This window comes from Corynebacterium sp. HMSC074C11 (genome assembly GCF_001809455.1).
In the GTDB taxonomy this organism is placed as follows: Bacteria; Actinomycetota; Actinomycetes; order Mycobacteriales; family Mycobacteriaceae; genus Corynebacterium; species Corynebacterium amycolatum.
In genome coordinates this window covers 22887-39430 of sequence record NZ_KV797736.1, presented here as the reverse complement: position 1 = coordinate 39430, position 16544 = coordinate 22887, and the positions used below count along the sequence as shown (strand labels likewise).

The window sequence follows — 16544 nt, the reverse complement described above, 5'->3', positions numbered from 1 at the left end:
TGTTTACCAGTACTAAAATGGCCATATGTCTACCAGTCACTCCCCCACCACCGACCTTTCGAACAACGCCACACAGCTTGTCGCCAACGGTGTCAACTTCGACTACGAGGCCACGCCTGTTCTGCGCGATGTCTCGCTCACGCTTTCCGACGGCGATGTCCTCGGATTGGTCGGAGACAACGGAGCCGGCAAATCCACTCTTCTTTGGCTGCTGTCGGGTCGTCGTCGACCCACGAGCGGTACGGTGACTCATATTGGCACGCGTGTGCTCGGCTCTCAGGAGTTGGAAGCGCCTTTCGACTCCACGGTGCAAATGCTTATCGATGAGGCTCTCGGCCCCTCGAAACGTCGTCTAGCGGAGTTGGAAGAGGCAGCTGAGGCGATGTCCTTAGCAGAGACCCCAGATGAGTCTGAGGCGGCAGAGAAAGCGTATTCGAAGGTCTTCTCGGATGTCATGGCTCACGATGACTGGAACGCCGAACATAACGCGGAGATTGTGCTCGACCATCTCGGCCTGACCGGCACTGCTCCCGACGGCGCTCCCCTGGTAGAGCAACTAACCACGGAGATTTCCGGCGGGCAGCGGGCGCGGCTGGGGCTCGCGATTACGCTCATTCGAAAGCCAGAGATTTTGCTTCTCGACGAGCCCACCAACCATCTCGATGAACGCGGTCGCCAGCTCGTGATTGACACCATTCAGAACCACCCTGGAGTGGTTGTGGTGGCAACGCATGACCGCGACTTCCTGGATGCCGTTTGTACTGTAATTGGAGACTTGGTGCCGGGGCGCCCTGGTATTGGGCTGTTCCGTGGCAATTACTCCGACTACGCGAAGCACCGTCGCCACCAGCGTGAGCTATGGGAGCACCAGTGGCGCTCCGAGGAGCACGAACGCAATCGGTTGGAAGACACCATCGACAATGGCGCCCGTGAGGTCTCACCGGGCCGAGCAATGACGGACAACAACAAGATGGCTTATGACCGCCGTGGCGGTCGTGTAGAGCGACAAATCGCGCGCCGCGTGCGTTCGGCTAAGCAGCGACTGGATGAGCTCATTGAGGAAGGTGTGGAGCGTCCGCCGGCTCTGCTGGGCTTTGATGCCCCGCTGACCGCACCCCTACCGACCAAGCGCGCTGCATCGGGAAGCGATGAGGATTTTCACATCAAGATGCGCGGTGTGGTCGTCCCAGATCGAATTCGGGTTGGTTCACTGACTATTCGTCCCGGAGACAAGGTCGTTATCACAGGCCCTAATGGGGCCGGAAAATCTACTTTGTTCAAGGCCATCATGGGGCAAGTTGAGACGCAAGCTGGCGAGGTGCGTATCGGCGAGAACTGTCGAGTAGCCATGCTGGCTCAGGAACAAGACTGGGAAACCCCAAAGAAGTCCGCCCGTGAGTTGTACGACCTTGCTCCCAATGCCCGCGTGCCTCTCGACGACTTTGGGTTGCTTAGCCCCGAGGACGCCAATCGACCTGTAGGTGACCTGTCCATCGGACAGCAGCGTCGAGTGGCATTGGCGCTCGTTGTGGCCAATCCACCAGAGATTTTGCTTCTCGACGAACCTACTAACCATCTGAGTGTGGATCTAATCGAGCAGGTCCAGGACGCTATTGCATCTGCTGAAGGCACAATTATTGTAATTACCCACGATCATCGCATGATCAACTCGCTCGAGGCGCGTCATTTGCAGGTGACCGACGGCGAAGTCGTCGAGTTACCTAAGGGGCAAAAACCTGTCGAGTTCGCTTAATGCCGAATCGCAAAACAAAAAAGTCTCTCCCACTAACGCCCTTGTTAGTGGGAGAGACTTTTCGGTTATCTACGACTGTGGTTCAGTCGGCTTGCACTCGGACTAGTGCTTCTCCGGCGGAGTGATGTACTGAGTGTTGAGCTTGGTGCCGGCGACGATCAGGATTACCGCGCCAAGAACAATCAGCCAGTAGGCCATGAATGCGATGCCGTAGCCCATGAGCAGGATGCCCATGGTCATCACGAACGGCCAAATCGAGCTAGCGGAGAAGAAACCGAGGGTTCCAGCACCGTCGGCAACCTCTGCCTCTTCGAAGTCGGCCGGGGTGATGTCGGAACGGCGCTCAGTGAAGTGGAAGTATCCACCGAGCATCAGGGTCATCAGAGCTGCGAGGACCAGGCCGGTTGCGCCGGCCCACTCGAGGCGACCCTGGCTTTCGTTGATGACGTTACCGGTGTCCTGGAGGTACTGAGTGCCGAAGATGTAGACGACAGCCATGAACCCCAGGAACACGGTAAGTCCGTAGAAGAGCTTTGCTGCAGACTTCATTTGAGAACTTCCTTTAGGTAAGAATCTTGCTGGGTTTACTTGGCGGTCGCGTTCAGGTCAATGGTGTTAGCACCACGATCACCCATGTCGCGGGTGTCGACACGACCGGAGTTGAACGGCGAAGTGGAGACTGCGAATGCCGGCTCACCGATGTGCTTCAGAGCATCAGCGTTAGTAGCTTCTGGGTTCTCCTGGCGGAACTTGATGTACTCGGTGAATGCCTCACGGGGGACAGCACGAATCTCGAAGTTCATCATTGCGTGGTAGGTACCACACATCTCGGCACAACGGCCAACGAATGCGTTCTTGACCTTGTCGCTCGGGTTGTCCTCTGGTCGGTTGGCAATCTTGTCCGAGTCAATCTTTTCGATCTGGAAGACACGGTTGGACTTGTTAGCCTCCGGGTGCGGGAACACGTCGCGCTTGAAGAGGAACTCCGGAACCCAGAAGGAGTGAATCACGTCAGCGGACGCGAGGTCGAACTGAATTGCAGTGTCTTCCGGAACAACGAGGACCGGAACCTCTTCGGTGGTACCGAGGGTCTCAATCTCGTCGTAGTGCAGGTAGTCGAGGCTCTCCTTGGAGCGACCGTGAACCGGGTACTCCTTCTGCTTTGCGCGATCTTCGTCGGACGGAACCTCGTGGCCACCCTCGGTGAAGAACTGCTCATCAGCCGGCTTCTCAATACGACCGTTGTACTCCTGGCCGCCCATCAGGTCAGCGGAGATGTTGGCGTAACCGAACTTCCAGTTCCACTGGAAACCGGTGACGTCGACGGTGACCTCTGGATCCTTATCCAGAGCAGTGACCTCGTCCTGAGTCTGAACCGTGAAGAAGAACAGAGTCATCACAATCAGAATCGGGAGAATGGTCAGAGACAACTCAACCGGAACGTTGTATGCAGTCTGGCGCGGGAACTCGCCCTTGCCCTTCTTCTCAGCCTTCTTAGCTGTGAAGTTTGTCATCGAGTAAAGGGTAACGCCCCAAACGATGATGCCGATAATCCAAGCTGCAACCCAGGTCCAAACCCAGAAGTTACCCATGGACTGTGCTTCCGGGGTCACACCTTCCGGCCAACCAAAGCGGAGCAGCTTGAAGAAGCCGTTCTCCGGAGGATTAACATCGCAGCCGGCAAGCAAGGCTGCGCTACCGGTGGCAACGCCGAGGACGCCGAGCTTACGGGCGACTCCGAACTTTCTACGCTGATTCACGTGTGTCTGCCTTCCTGATCCACACAATTTTCGATAACCGATTAAGGTTTCGTCCTACCCAAGCAGAGTAGTCGATTCTTAAGCTTTCTCCACAATAAATATGGCTGTGGGGTGCCTTTGAGTATATCTGCCCTAATAAAATACTGAGAAAGACCCGCCTATCGGGGGTGGCATTCTCACCAGTTACACCCTGTTGACGCTCCCAAGTCTATGAATTTTTTAGTGTTTGCGCCACGCGCTGACGCACACACCGTCCCGCACAACCTTGCCCCGAGCCCTAGACACGGCAAACTCAGACATTCTCGCTTTTCCCCAAAAGGCATTAAAGTAGGTGCAGCATTTCTATGTGGTGCCAATCTGGGGTTCAACCCAGCTACTCAGCCACGCGGCGGTCCTTCACGGCCACCGGTTCAGGCGACAGCCAGTCGCACTGAGCCCCTAGCTACGAAGCCGTCGAAAATCCACTAAGTGACACTAAGCGAAAGGTGCGCGCACGAAGCATGTGTGGTCTTCTCGGAATCCTGACTGCAAATTCTGACGCAGCGGAGCTCGTTCCCGTTGTCGAAAGGGCCCTGCCCTGCATGCGGCACCGCGGCCCTGACGATGCAGGCACGTGGCACGATGAGGACGCAGTTTTCGGCTTCAACCGCCTATCCATTATTGATATTGCCCACAGCCACCAACCGCTGCAGTGGGGACCGGAGAATCAGCCGAATCGTTACTCCATGACCTTCAACGGCGAAATCTACAATTTCGTCGAACTCCGCGAGCAGCTGCAGAAGGAAGGCTATGCCTTTAATACCTCCGGCGATGGTGAACCCATCGTCGTTGGGTTCCACCACTGGGGAGCGGACGTCGTAAAGCACCTGCGCGGCATGTTCGGCATTGCTATCTGGGACAGCGTCGAACGCAAGCTTTTCCTGGCGCGCGATCCGTTCGGCATTAAGCCGCTCTACTACGCCACCACAGAGCGCGGCACGATTTTCGGTTCTGAGAAGAAGTCCCTGCTCGAAGCTGCGCCGGAGATGGGCATCGATGCGAAGAAGCTGAATAAGCGCGCACTGGAGCACTACGTCGATCTGCAGTATGTGCCGGAACCGGAGTCGCTGCACACCGAAATTGTCCGCTTGGAGTCGGGCTGCACAGCCGTCGTTACGCCTGGCGGCGAAGTTAAGCAGACCCGCTACTTCAAGCCGAGTTTCCCGATTCAGCCAGTAGCTAAGGGCGCTGAGCAGGATGTTTTTGACCGCATTGCCCGCGCACTGGAGGACAGCGTCGAGAAGCATATGCGTGCCGACGTCACGGTGGGCTCGTTCCTGTCGGGCGGTATCGACTCCACGGCGATTGCAACTTTGGCTAAGCGCCACAACCCGAACCTGCTGACGTTTACCACCGGCTTCGAGCGCGAGGGCTTCTCCGAGGTCGATGTGGCTGCGGAGTCCGCCGCTGCCATCGGTGTCGAGCACATCGTGAAGGTCGTCTCGCCGGAGGAGTTCGCCGGTGCGATTCCGAAGATTATGTGGTACCTCGATGACCCGGTAGCTGACCCTGCACTGGTACCGCTGTACTTCGTGGCCGCAGAGGCTCGTAAGCACGTTAAGGTCGTACTGTCCGGTGAGGGCGCAGACGAGCTCTTTGGTGGTTACACCATTTATAAGGAGCCGCTGTCGCTGAAACCGTTCGACAAGGTTCCCTCTCCCCTGCTGCGCGGCCTGGCTAAGGTCGGCGAAGCTCTGCCAGAAGGCATGCGCGGCAAGTCACTGCTGCAGCGAGGCACTACTCCGCTGGAGCAGCGCTACTACGGCAATGCTCGTTCCTTTAACTTCGAGCAGCTGCAGGAAGTCCTGCCATGGGCAAAGAAGGAATGGGACCACAGCGATGTCACGGCACCGATTTACGCGCAGTCTGAAGGCTGGGACCCGGTGACTCGGATGCAGCACTTGGATCTGTTCACCTGGTTGCGTGGCGACATTCTGGTCAAGGCCGACAAAATCACCATGGCCAACTCCCTGGAGCTGCGCGTGCCGTTCCTCGACCGTGTGGTCTTCGACGTTGCACAGACGCTGCCGGTGGACATGCGGGTTTCTCACGGCACCACTAAGTACGCACTGCGTCGCGCCATGGAGCAGATTGTTCCGGAGCACGTTCTCAACCGCCGCAAACTGGGCTTCCCGGTGCCGATTCGCCACTGGCTGGCGGGCGACGAACTGCACGGCTGGGCCGAGGACATCATCCGCGAGTCCCAGACTGATGAGTTCATTAATAAGGACGCCGTGCTCAAGATGCTCGCCGAGCACCACCCAACCGAGCGCGACCACTCTCGCCGCCTCTGGACCATCCTGGCCTTCATGGTCTGGCACGGCATCTTCATCGAAGACCGCATCACTCCGGACATCGAGCAGCGCGACTACCCCGTCGAGCTCTAGTTCGCTAGTTCGCTTTACGACGGTCCCCGCGCTGCCATCCTGCCCCGGCAGGCTGCCACCATAGCCGGCGCAACCAAAAGAAAAGGCTCGGACCTCACTCAATTAACAAGAGTGAGGTCCGAGCCTTGTACTATCCGACGCTTTTCACAGCGTCTGCTGACAGCTCTGCTCAGCTAATGACTTAGTTGAAGGAGTCACCGCAAGCACAGGAGCCGGTGGCATTCGGGTTATCGATGGTGAAGCCCTGCTGCTCAATAGTGTCCGCGAAGTCGATAGTGGCGCCGGACAGGTACGGAACCGACTGGCGATCAACAACCAGCTTGACACCACCGAAAACCTCGGCGACATCGCCGTCGAGGCTGCGATCATCGAAGTAGAGCTGGTAGCGCAGGCCGGCGCAGCCGCCCGGAGCCACGGAAATACGCAGTGCCAGGTCGGTGGCACCTTCTTGATCCAGAAGTGCCTTTGCCTTGGCAGCCGCAGCTTCGGTCAGGGTAACGCCAGTGCTCTGAGCAGTAGTCATAGCGCGTGTCCTCCTTGTTGAAGTGTTTAAGTATGCGAGTCGACCCCAAGGTCGGCTACGTCATTATTTATCACAACCATACCGACCAGTCTTTAATTCCCAATTCTGGGCTCTCTTTTTCTTTCTCTTTTTCTGAAGTCTCTTCTTGCCGCCACCTCGCAACCGCACCACGGCCTCCGACGCCCCAACGGCGCTCTCTCCGCCTCCGACCCCACGCGGCGGCCACGCCAAAAACCACGCCCCTTGCCCAGCCCCTGGCCCTCAACCTGCAACCAAATTAGGGAAGCACCTTGAAGACCTTATAATCTGGGGTCGTGAATCTACCGTGGAAAAAGAATGACAAAAAGTCCAAGGCAGCTGACGCAACTAAAGCTGACGCAACCAACGCCGGAGACGTAACCACCGACGCGACCGCATCCAGCGGAGCCAAGGACACCGCTTCGGAGTCTCAGCAGCCCGAGAAGAAGCACAGCGGTGCCTTTACTCCCAAGAAGGGGCGCCCCACCCCGAAGCGCAACGAGGTTGAGCGCGCACGCGGCATCCGCCGTGGCCCGGTCGAGGCACCGCTAACCGCTAAGGAAGCTCGCCAGCGCCGCAAGGAGCTCAAGGCCTCCATGTCCAAGGAAGAGCTCAAGGCCGCCAAGGCACGCGAGCGAGCAGAGCGACGTGAGCAGCGCCGCATTGCCGACGAGCGCATGGCCGCCGGCGATCCGCGCTACATGCTGCCGCGTGACCAGGGCGCTGAGCGCAAGTTTGTCCGCGACTGGGTTGATTCCCGTCGCTTCCTCGCTAACGTGTTCCTCCCGTTCGCGCTGATTCTGCTGCTGATTATGATGATTGGCACTTCCCTGCCAAAGCTGGCCAACATCGCATCTCTCATCGCGATGGTTCTCATCATCGCCCTGATTATCGAAGGTATCTACATCGGCCGCCGTGCCATCAAGCTGACGCGCGAACGCTTCCCGAAGACCACCGAGGGAGCCTGGGGGCTGGGCTTCTACGCTTACTCCCGCGCTTCTCAGCCGCGTCGTCTGCGTACTCCGCGTCCGCAGGTCAACATCGGCGACGAGATCAAGTAGCCTCCATCTGCCATGCGCACTCTGGTTCTCGGTGGCGCCCGCTCAGGCAAGTCCTCATGGGCTGAGCACGAGCTGCTGGCCACCGCCGCAGCCTCAACCGACTGTGCCTCAGATGCCGCAGCCTCAGCGGTGTTGCACTACATCGCAACTGCACGGCCCTGGCCCGGTGATAGTGACTTTCACTCCAGGGTCAAGGAGCACCGCATTCGTCGTCAAGCCCAGGCACAAGAGCACGGAGTGGTCTGGTACACGGTTGATGACGTCGATGCGGTGGATGCTCTCGCGTCGCCGAAGCGGCGCATGTTGCTCGACGATGTCGGCACCTGGCTGACGCACATCCTCGACGCGCAGGGGCTGTGGGAGGCGCCGAGGGGCAGCGTCGCGCCGTGGACACACTCGCTTGTCGACGCCGTGCGCAACTTCCCCGCAGATTCCGACCTGTTCATTGTGTCGCCCGAAGTGGGCTTCGGTGTCATTCCCGAGCACCGCTCAGGGCGGCTTTTCCGTGATGAAATTGGCCTTCTCAACCAGCAGCTCGCAGCTGTCTGTGATCGTGTTGTCTTAGTTGTGGCGGGCTGCCCTATGGAAGTCAAGGCGGCGAGCTAGATTCACTCCACGCCTCTCCTCCTATGACGGTCTTCCTAGCAATGCGAATAACTGTGTACCAATGGTCGGTACACAAATCGTTTTCGGGTAGCGTTTGAGAGTATGAACGCGGATTATTTTGGACCGGTAGCACGCCCTGACGAAGAGACTGAACAAGCCGCCCGCGTGCGCCATGAGCAGTTGACTAAACCCGCAGGCTCACTCGGCCGGTTGGAAGAACTCGGCATTTGGATTTCGGCGTGCCAGGGAGAATGCCCTCCGCGTGACCTAGACGATTGTCGTGTTTATGTCTTCGCTGGTGACCACGGTGTTGCCCAGGGCGGGGTGTCCGCGTACCCGTCCGAGGTGTCTATCCAGATGCTTGCCAACATCGAGGCAAAGGGCGCCGGCGTGAACGCTATCGCTGACATCGCGGGAGCCACAGTTACCGGTGTGGACATTTCCCTCGACCACGATGCCGAAGGGCCATACCGTATCCGTCGCAGCTGCGGTTCTATCGACCGCGAGGATGCGATGAGCGAGGAGGAGGTCGATAAGGCCATCCGCACGGGTATCGCGATTGCCGACGCCGCCGTTGATGAAGGCGCTGACCTGCTCATTGCCGGCGACCTGGGCATCGGAAACACCACTCCAGCCGCAGCGCTGATCGGTGCCGTGACCAACTCCGAACCAGTTGTCGTCGTCGGCCGAGGCACTGGCATTGATGACGAGGGCTGGAAGCTCAAGGTCGCTGCCGTGCGCGATGCCATGTTCCGCGTGCGTCGCCTGCGCAATGACCCGGTTGAGGTGCTCCGTCGTATTTCCTCGCCGGATATGACTGTGATGGCCGCATTCTTGGCTCAGGCAGCGGTGCGTCGCACTCCTGTGATTTTGGACGGAGTGGTTGTCACATCCGCAGCTCTGCTAGCTGACCAGCTCGCGCCGGGCGCGCGCGATTGGTGGGTCGCCGGCCACAAGTCGGCAGAGCCCGCGCACGCGCTTGCCCTTCGACACCTGGATAAGGAACCACTTCTCGAATACGGGATGCGTCTTGGCGAAGGCTCCGGCGCCGTCGCTGCCCTACCGCTGGTCAAGTCCGGCGTATCCGTCCTGCGCAACATGGCTACCTTCGCCGACGCAGGCGTAAGCACCAAGGACTAATCGACTTGTCCGACAAAGCCGGCCCGTCTCACCAGGACAACCTCGACGGTGATCCCTCCGCTCACGGCAATGCCGTCGCTGAGGCCATCACCACTGCCCTGTCCTGGCTCACTGTCCTGCCTTTCAAAGGCGCGAGCGTGTTCGACCGCATTACCGGCCGCCGCGCCATCGCTGCACTGCCAGTAGCTGGGCTCGTTCCTGCCGCGGGTGCAGTTCTCATCACGGCGGGGCTGTTCGCAACGTCGTCGTCACGCACGCCCACGCTTTACGACGTCACCCCGATCCTCGGCGGCGCCCTGATTATGGTGGCGGCACAGATGTTGACCCGCGCCATGCACCTGGATGGGCTGGCGGATGTGGCAGATGCCCTCGGCTCGTATAAACCGCCGGAGGGGGCGCGCGAGGTGCTGCGCGATCCGAGCACCGGCCCAATGGGCGTGGGCTCCATCGTGCTGACGATGTTGACGACGACGACTGCTTTTGCCGTGATTGTGGCTAGTGTGCTGTCACATTGGTCTGCTGGTCAGATGTGGCCGAGCGTGGTTGTGCTGTGCTTGCCTTTTGTGGCCTCTCGCGCGGCGGCAACGACTGCCTGCTGGCGTGGCTTTCCGCCTTTTTCGAACAGCGGCTTCGGCTCCCTGACGGCTGGTACACAGTCCACCGTGACGGTGGCCTGCTGGTGGACACTGCTGCTAGCTGTGTCGGGCGGGTTGATTGGGCTCGTGGGCGTAGCCGCTTGTGTGCTGAGCTTCGGCGTTACACTGCTGCTGACACAGCACTGCGTGAAGAGGTTTGGAGGAGTCAACGGCGACGTGTTTGGTGCGGTCATTGAGGTAACATGCGCTGTCTGTGCCGTGGTACTTGCCATAGGGTTCTAGCAGGGAAAATGCACGCATTGCCCCCGTTGGGGTTTTCTTTAAAAAGAACTATTGACGGTCACTTTGACGCGGACGTATTCTGAGGGCACACCGCCGGGAAGGCGGAGTACAGGAGGCTCGTTTCGGGGCTCGCCCAAATTATTTTGCGCCGACCGTTTGCCGGGGCGCCAAGAACGAGCACACCTTCTAGCCTCCCAGCTAATTAAAAAAAGCGCGTCCCGTCGCAGCAATGCACGGGATGTGCTTTTCTATGTTGGGGTAATACTCCCAGGTTTGGGTTCTGTGGGGTTTGGGTTCTGCGGGGGGCTAGTGACTGCGGTTATGTTAGCGACGGCGGACCGATGCGAGTTACTGACTGCGTTTATGGCGAAAATGGTCCGAAAAATGGCCTGAAAGTGTCATAAACTCGCACAGCTTCACATCTGCAGCCCATCGTTCTTGGCCTGTAAGTATCATGCTTGGCCTGTCAGTTTTGGGGTTAAGCAGAAAAAGTGTGCCCACCCGGCGATATGCCGAGCGGACACATTCTTGCGGGTTAGCCCCTCCTGCTCAGGAGCTTCCTGAGCTTACGGTTTGTCTTACTCCTTGCGCTTCTTGTTCTGGTAGACGATTGCGCCTGCGATGCCGATAAACACGGCGACCACTGCCACAATGGTGCCAATGACCAGCGGGCTCATACCCTCGTCCTCCATGTCCGACGAGGATGCGGATGCCTGAGAATCCGTATCCGGGGAGTCAGATTCCTTCGACGCATCTTCCGAAGATTCCTTCGACGAATCCTTTTCCGACTCTCCCTTGGCCAGAATCGGCTTATCGGATGAAGTCGGGCCGTTCTTGTCGGTCGGTCGCCAGTCAGGCCCCTTAGTTGGCTTGTTGTCCAGGAGGAATGCGAGCTGGAACGGCTGATCGATACCACTGACCTCTTCATCCGGGCGATAGTTAGCCATTCGGACAGTCGCGTAGTAATAGCCAGCGTTGGCTATAGATTGTCCGCCAACATTGGTACTTCGGTTGTTGTATTCGACCGGACGATCTGTTGACAAATTCAGATCCTCGGAATCCTGATAAAAGTGCATTGTTCCATCCGCCACGGAAACCTCGAATGGATTCAACAGAGCAACTCCCATGGAATCGGCATTATCGCGCTCCGAATTTCCAGTACGGGCAGCAATCACTGGTCGCTGACCCCACTCGACGGGGATCTTGTAGAACTTCTGCTCACCGGGAACGATTGTGTCGGAGATAGTGTCCCCAGACTTGACTTCCGGGGCTTGAGCTGCGTTATTGCCACCGCTTACAGGCTTGGCTTCCCCAAAAGTGGCCTTCTTGTAGGCTTTGTCGCCGGAGGAAGACCGCCCTTCATTTAGCTTGTCAGCATCCTGCTTCTTCAGCACTGGCTCAAACTGAACGCTAACCTCGACCTTCACGGGTTCATCACGATAATCTGCTACTGATTCACTGTCATAGACCCACACGTTGTTTGCGACGAGCCACTTGGTTTGATCACAACTGGATTCTATGCGGTCGCTATCCCATTCAAGAATGCTTGCATCAGCCGAAGTTGGAGTCCACGAATCGGCACTAGCTTCGGCGCCTGTCAGCGACCTCATGCGACCGTCGTCCTGGCATTTTCCGCCGGTTTCATTGATGATTTCGTCAACTTCAGTTCGGACATCCTGCTGCCCCTTACCCTCAGCATCGATATTCGCCAACACCTTTGAGGTAACAATCGCGTTGTGCCCCTTCGGCACTGCGATTCGGTAGTAGAGCGGGGTGCGATCGTGCTGGGCGACCTCTGGCACCAGCGTCGTTTGGTACTTGCCCTCGCCGAGCCACTTCGCGCCTTCTTTAGTCTCGGAGAACTCGAACGGAGTGCCCGTGGTTTCGTAGCCCTGCACTGACCGCTGAGCCAAGAACTTCATGTGGTCTGCCAGCTGGGTGGCATCATCAGCAGTCATGCTTTGACCGCCAGTTGCCTGCGCAACACACTCAAGCTCAGCGCGAGCTTCTTCATCAACCTTGAAGCCCACGGTGTGAATGGTCAGGCCAACGCCCTGCCCCGCCAGTTCTTTCGCAACCTCACACACCGGTGGCGGTGCGCAGGTGTCAATTCCATCGGAAACCAAGATGATTGATCGCTCACCGTCTGAACCAAGCTCATCAGCCGCCTTACGCAGTGCATTGCCAATCGGCGTGTAGCCCTGAGCTTTCAACCCGGCAATCCTGCTCTTCAGGCCTTCTTTGTCGACCTTTTGAACCGGCGACAGCACCTCGATGTCCTGGCAACCTCGCTCGCGGTTGGATTCATCGCTGGATTCGCGCTGGCCATAAACCAGCATGCCAAGTAGCGCATCATCCGGGAGGGAGTCAATCAGCTCCGTGGATGCGCGCTTTGCCGCATCGAGGCGGGTGCCTCCGGCATCGTCGGCAAGCATCGAGCCTGACAGATCCATGATTAGCTCTGCTTTTGCTTCGCCCGTGCCCCCTTCGCCCGTAGGAGCGGGCTGTTCCACCCCGGACGGTGGCGGCGTATCTTGAGCTGCCGCCACAGGAGCCGGGATTGCGCTAAACCCGATCGTCCACGCCGCCAACAACAGCGTGACGACGATGGCTACCCTTAGGCGCTTTGAACTACTTGACGAAAAACTATCTTTAAAAAAGTCTTGAACTACCACCATCACAGCACCTCAAACTGTTTTCCCAACTACAAAAACCAATCGTGTTGGTAGTTTTTCACAGTGACCCCGGTCACGCTAGAGGTATTTTTAATGGCTAAACAAATGCCCTCTGAACAATTCATGAACCATGAGAAAACCGCACAGCTGTTGGGGAACCAGCGAAGCAAAAACGCAGCCCCTGACCAGCAAATACTAATCAGGGGCTGCGAAAGTACTAATTCTCGTAACAACTATTAAATTATCTTTTCCGACTTACGCCGAAACTTAAGCCTCAACGAGCTTGTGAATCCAACCGTGGGTGTCCTCAACCTCACCGTGCTGAATACCAGTCAGACGCTCGCGCAGCTTCATAGTCCACTCACCAGTGTTGCCGTTATTAATCTCAAACTCACCCTCAGCGGACTTCACAAAACCGACCGGGGTGATGACGGCAGCGGTACCACAGGCGAATGCCTCGCTCATGACACCGGAAGTGGCATCATTCTTCCACTCCTCGGTGGAAATGCGACGCTCCTCGACATTCATGCCCAGATCCTGAGCAGCCTGCAGCAACGATGCCCGGGTAATGCCCGGCAGTAGCGAACCGGACAGCTCTGGAGTCACCAGGCGAACACCAGCGTCAGCGGTCTTATCCGGGTAGATGAACGCCAGGTTCATGCCGCCCATCTCCTCGATGTACCTACGCTCGACAGCATCCAGCCACACAACCTGGTCGCAGCCCTTTTCCTCTGCCTGCTGCTGAGCCGCCAGCGAAGCTGCGTAGTTACCTGCGAACTTCGCAGCACCGGTGCCTCCCGGCGCGGCACGCACGTACTCGTGGGAGATCCACACGGTCACCGGGTTAATACCACCGGAGAAGTACGCGCCAGCAGGTGAAGCGATGAGCAGGAAGGTGTAAGAGTTCGACGGGTGCACACCCAGGGTGCTCTCAGTGGAGAACATGATTGGACGCAGGTACAGGGATTCTTCGCCACCAGCTGGCGGCACCCATGCCGCATCGGCCTCAACCAGCAGACGGATTGCCTCGAGAAAGGTCTCCTCCGGCAGCTGCGGCATCGCAATGCGGTCAGCGGAGCGCTGGAAACGACGAGCGTTCTGCTCCGGGCGGAAAGTAACAATGGAACCATCCGGCATGCGATACGCCTTCAGCCCCTCAAAAATCGACTGCCCGTAATGCAGGACCGAAGAAGACGGCTGCATTTCAATCGAACCATATGCCTGCAGCTTGGCGTCGTGCCAGCCCTTGTCTGCAGTCCAGTCAATTCGGACCATGTGGTCGGTGAAGTGCTTACCAAAACCGGGGTTGGCCAGAATCTCCTCGCGCTCGACATCAGAGAGTGGATTCGGGTTACGTTCGATTGCAAATTCCAAAGCAGACATGTCTTTCATCCTAAACCGTCGAGGATCGAGTCGTATCAATACTCGCCCCGAAAGACCGTGTTAGTCAGGCTAATGTCAGCGTCGCGGGCACTAGGCGCGGGTACATTCCAATAGTCGTGGCGCTGTCTCGTCGGTCCGCTGTCCAGGGGTGAAGGACACGAACCGGCAAATAGGGATACGGTGGTGTACCACATAGTACGACTACAAGGAGATGCAACTACATGCCAGTCCCCGCTAACAATGATTCGACGCAGTTCGGCGCCTCTCGCAACGCCGCAATTTTGTCCAATTACCTGCCGGCTATCGGCACTCGCGTGGTCATCGCTGCCGACAAGTCTCTGCCCGCGGACGCCGACGCGGTTCTCGTCGCGCTTATCGACGGCGAGGATGGCGTCGAGCTGGTCGCACCCGAGGCCATCGGTTCGGTTGCAGAGCAGCTGCTCGCCTCCTTTGAGGCAGTCTCCGCCAGTGCTAAGGCCGAGTCCGTGACCACCATTCCGGCCCCCGCTGGCCTGGATGTCGACAGTGTCACGGGCGTTGGCGTGGGTTCTGAGGACCTGGATGCAGAGGATATCCGCCGTGCCTGCGGTGCCGCTGCCCGCCGTATGTCCAAGGCCAAGGTGGTCTTTAACACTCTCGGCGCCATCGATCCGCAGGCTGCAGCCGAGGGCTTTGCACTGGGCGCTTACGCTTACTCCGGCCAGAAGAGCGCCGAAGAAAGCAACGAGGACACCCAGAAGGTGGTCGTGTTGGGCGCTGATGACGACGTCGTAAAGCGCGTTGCGGCGATTGTGGATGCCGTTGCCACCGCGCGTGACTTCGTCAATACAGCATCGTCGCACCTCTACCCCGAGACGTTTGCTGACGCTGCTGCAGCGCTGGGCCGTGACGCAGGGCTCGAGGTCGAGGTGCTTGACGACGACGCTCTGCGCGCCGGCGGTTTCGGAGGCCTCAATGCCGTGGGTGGCGGATCCTCGCGCGGGCCGCGCCTGGTGCGTCTGGTCTGGAAGGGCGATGAGTCGGCAGAGAAATCGCTGGGGCTGGTCGGTAAGGGCATCACCTTTGATACCGGCGGTATTTCGCTGAAGCCGGGCGCCAGCATGGAGAACATGATTTCCGATATGGGCGGCGCTGCGGCAGTTATTGCCACAGTCGTCCTGGCTGCCCGTTTGGGTGTTTCCACCCCGGTGACCGCAACCGTTCCGATGGCAGAGAACATGCCGGGCGGTAAGGCGTACCGTCCGGGCGATGTCATTACGCAGTACGGCGGTAAGACCATTGAGATTCTGAACACCGACGCAGAGGGCCGTCTCGTACTCGCGGACGCCATTGTCCGCGCCTGCGAAGACAAGCCGACTCACCTGATTGACACCGCCACCCTGACCGGTGCGCAGCTGGTCGCTCTTGGCGAGCGCACCCCGGGTGTCCTGGGTAATGACGAGTTCCGTGACCGTGTTGCAGAGCTGTCTCAGAGCATTGGTGAAAATGGTTGGGCAATGCCGATTCCAGTTGAGCTAGCAGAGGCCTTGAATTCTCCGGTCGCTGACCTGCGGAATGTCACGAACTCTCGCTTTGGCGGTATGAGCGTTGCAGCTGCATACCTGCGCGAATTCGTTGGTGAGGATGTTGAATGGGTTCACATCGACGTTGCCGGTCCGGCCTTCAACACCACCGGGGAGTATGGTTATACCCCGAAGCGGGGCACTGGCGTTCCGGTTCGGACGATGTTCTCTGTGATTGAGGATTTGGCAACGAAGTAGCCGGTCATCCGACTGCGCCCCACCCGGCTGGAATCCTGGCTGAAATGAGCTATTCCACGCACCAGTCGAAAGCGGGCGCAGCCCACGGGGCAAGCAGAGTTTTCAACCTGTAAGCTAATTTGTAATAACCGTCTTAAAACGAGATTTCTTAACTTTTCGAGGAGTGCACAAACATGGCGACCTCTATTGAGATGCCGGAGCTCGGTGAATCAGTTACCGAAGGCACCATTACCACCTGGCTGAAGAAGGTCGGCGACACCGTCGAGGTCGACGAGCCGTTGCTCGAGGTTTCCACCGACAAGGTCGACACCGAAATTCCATCTCCGGTCGCCGGTGTTCTCACCGAGATTCTCTTTGAAGAAGACGACACCGTCGATGTTGGCGAGGTCATCGCAAAGGTCGGCGAGCCGGGCGAAGAGCCGGAAGGCGCTGACGATTCCGCAGAGGAGACTGAGGAAGAGGCTCCGAAGGAAGAAGCTGAAGAGCCAAATAAGGAAGCACCGAAGGCCGCTTCCGGTCCCGCTACTGACGTTGAGATGCCGGAGCTCGGCGAATCCGTCA

At 58.3% G+C, this 16544-nt stretch carries 13 protein-coding genes; 8 read left to right on the top strand and 5 right to left on the bottom strand.

The window, feature by feature from the left end; all coding sequences use genetic code 11:
• Window positions 1-25: 25 nt before the first annotated feature.
• Entirely contained in the window at window positions 26-1753 is a 1728-nt protein-coding gene (locus tag HMPREF2614_RS06625; RefSeq protein WP_070560593.1) for an ABC-F family ATP-binding cassette domain-containing protein, read from the top strand.
• A 102-nt stretch (window positions 1754-1855) separates the two neighbouring features.
• On the opposite strand, the gene HMPREF2614_RS06620 is transcribed toward HMPREF2614_RS06625, so the two are convergent.
• Entirely contained in the window at window positions 1856-2302 is a 447-nt protein-coding gene (locus HMPREF2614_RS06620) for an aa3-type cytochrome oxidase subunit IV (protein ID WP_038625871.1), read from the bottom strand.
• 35 nt (window positions 2303-2337) lie between these two features.
• A complete protein-coding gene (locus tag HMPREF2614_RS06615; RefSeq protein WP_038625873.1) occupies window positions 2338-3513 on the bottom strand; it encodes an aa3-type cytochrome oxidase subunit II in 1176 nt (391 codons plus the stop codon).
• A gap of 500 nt (window positions 3514-4013) precedes the next feature.
• On the opposite strand from HMPREF2614_RS06615, the gene asnB reads away from it, so the two are divergent.
• Window positions 4014-5939 carry an asparagine synthase (glutamine-hydrolyzing) gene (gene asnB, locus HMPREF2614_RS06610; RefSeq protein WP_038625875.1) on the top strand — a complete coding sequence of 642 codons (1926 nt, stop codon included), beginning with the start codon at window positions 4014-4016 and terminating at the stop codon, window positions 5937-5939.
• 181 nt (window positions 5940-6120) lie between these two features.
• On the opposite strand, the gene HMPREF2614_RS06605 is transcribed toward asnB, so the two are convergent.
• On the bottom strand, window positions 6121-6462 hold the full coding sequence (locus tag HMPREF2614_RS06605; protein ID WP_005512007.1) for a HesB/IscA family protein: 342 nt from the start codon (window positions 6460-6462) through the stop codon (window positions 6121-6123).
• A 314-nt stretch (window positions 6463-6776) separates the two neighbouring features.
• Between HMPREF2614_RS06605 and HMPREF2614_RS06600 the strand changes: the two genes are divergently transcribed.
• The 4 genes from HMPREF2614_RS06600 to HMPREF2614_RS06585 all read left to right on the top strand — a co-directional run bounded on the left by HMPREF2614_RS06600 (window position 6777) and on the right by HMPREF2614_RS06585 (window position 10165).
• Window positions 6777-7541: a DUF3043 domain-containing protein gene (locus HMPREF2614_RS06600; protein WP_038625877.1), complete on the top strand. Its 765-nt coding sequence runs from the start codon at window positions 6777-6779 to the stop codon at window positions 7539-7541.
• Window positions 7542-7553: 12 nt separating this feature from the next.
• Window positions 7554-8147, top strand: coding sequence for a bifunctional adenosylcobinamide kinase/adenosylcobinamide-phosphate guanylyltransferase (locus tag HMPREF2614_RS06595; RefSeq protein WP_038625880.1), 594 nt, complete (start codon window positions 7554-7556; stop codon window positions 8145-8147).
• 102 nt (window positions 8148-8249) lie between these two features.
• Window positions 8250-9287 carry a nicotinate-nucleotide--dimethylbenzimidazole phosphoribosyltransferase gene (gene cobT, locus HMPREF2614_RS06590; protein WP_038625882.1) on the top strand — a complete coding sequence of 346 codons (1038 nt, stop codon included), beginning with the start codon at window positions 8250-8252 and terminating at the stop codon, window positions 9285-9287.
• A gap of 5 nt (window positions 9288-9292) precedes the next feature.
• On the top strand, window positions 9293-10165 hold the full coding sequence (locus HMPREF2614_RS06585) for an adenosylcobinamide-GDP ribazoletransferase (protein ID WP_038625884.1): 873 nt from the start codon (window positions 9293-9295) through the stop codon (window positions 10163-10165).
• Between the two features lie 578 nt (window positions 10166-10743).
• Here the strand turns inward: HMPREF2614_RS06585 and HMPREF2614_RS06580 are convergent.
• The gene (locus tag HMPREF2614_RS06580; protein WP_081913947.1) at window positions 10744-12843 is read right to left on the bottom strand and encodes a vWA domain-containing protein; all 2100 of its coding nucleotides are present in this window, start codon (window positions 12841-12843) and stop codon (window positions 10744-10746) included.
• 264 nt (window positions 12844-13107) lie between these two features.
• On the bottom strand, window positions 13108-14223 hold the full coding sequence (locus HMPREF2614_RS06575) for a branched-chain amino acid aminotransferase (protein ID WP_038625886.1): 1116 nt from the start codon (window positions 14221-14223) through the stop codon (window positions 13108-13110).
• A gap of 221 nt (window positions 14224-14444) precedes the next feature.
• Here HMPREF2614_RS06575 and HMPREF2614_RS06570 point away from each other — a divergent pair, with 221 nt between their 5' ends.
• A complete protein-coding gene (locus tag HMPREF2614_RS06570) occupies window positions 14445-15983 on the top strand; it encodes a leucyl aminopeptidase (RefSeq protein WP_081913949.1) in 1539 nt (512 codons plus the stop codon).
• Window positions 15984-16156: 173 nt separating this feature from the next.
• Window positions 16157-16544: biotin/lipoyl-containing protein (locus HMPREF2614_RS11305; RefSeq protein WP_305763967.1), on the top strand; the 388-nt coding region annotated here is incomplete at its 3' end.

Coding starts and splice junctions, on each gene's coding strand:
- HMPREF2614_RS06625 (WP_070560593.1), top strand. CDS start 26: ATGTCTACCAGTCACTCCCCCACCACCGACCTTTCGAACAACGCCACA.
- HMPREF2614_RS06620 (WP_038625871.1), bottom strand. CDS start 2,302: ATGAAGTCTGCAGCAAAGCTCTTCTACGGACTTACCGTGTTCCTGGGG.
- asnB (WP_038625875.1), top strand. CDS start 4,014: ATGTGTGGTCTTCTCGGAATCCTGACTGCAAATTCTGACGCAGCGGAG.
- HMPREF2614_RS06605 (WP_005512007.1), bottom strand. CDS start 6,462: ATGACTACTGCTCAGAGCACTGGCGTTACCCTGACCGAAGCTGCGGCT.
- HMPREF2614_RS06595 (WP_038625880.1), top strand. CDS start 7,554: ATGCGCACTCTGGTTCTCGGTGGCGCCCGCTCAGGCAAGTCCTCATGG.
- cobT (WP_038625882.1), top strand. CDS start 8,250: ATGAACGCGGATTATTTTGGACCGGTAGCACGCCCTGACGAAGAGACT.
- HMPREF2614_RS06580 (WP_081913947.1), bottom strand. CDS start 12,843: ATGGTGGTAGTTCAAGACTTTTTTAAAGATAGTTTTTCGTCAAGTAGT.
- HMPREF2614_RS06575 (WP_038625886.1), bottom strand. CDS start 14,223: ATGTCTGCTTTGGAATTTGCAATCGAACGTAACCCGAATCCACTCTCT.
- HMPREF2614_RS06570 (WP_081913949.1), top strand. CDS start 14,445: ATGCCAGTCCCCGCTAACAATGATTCGACGCAGTTCGGCGCCTCTCGC.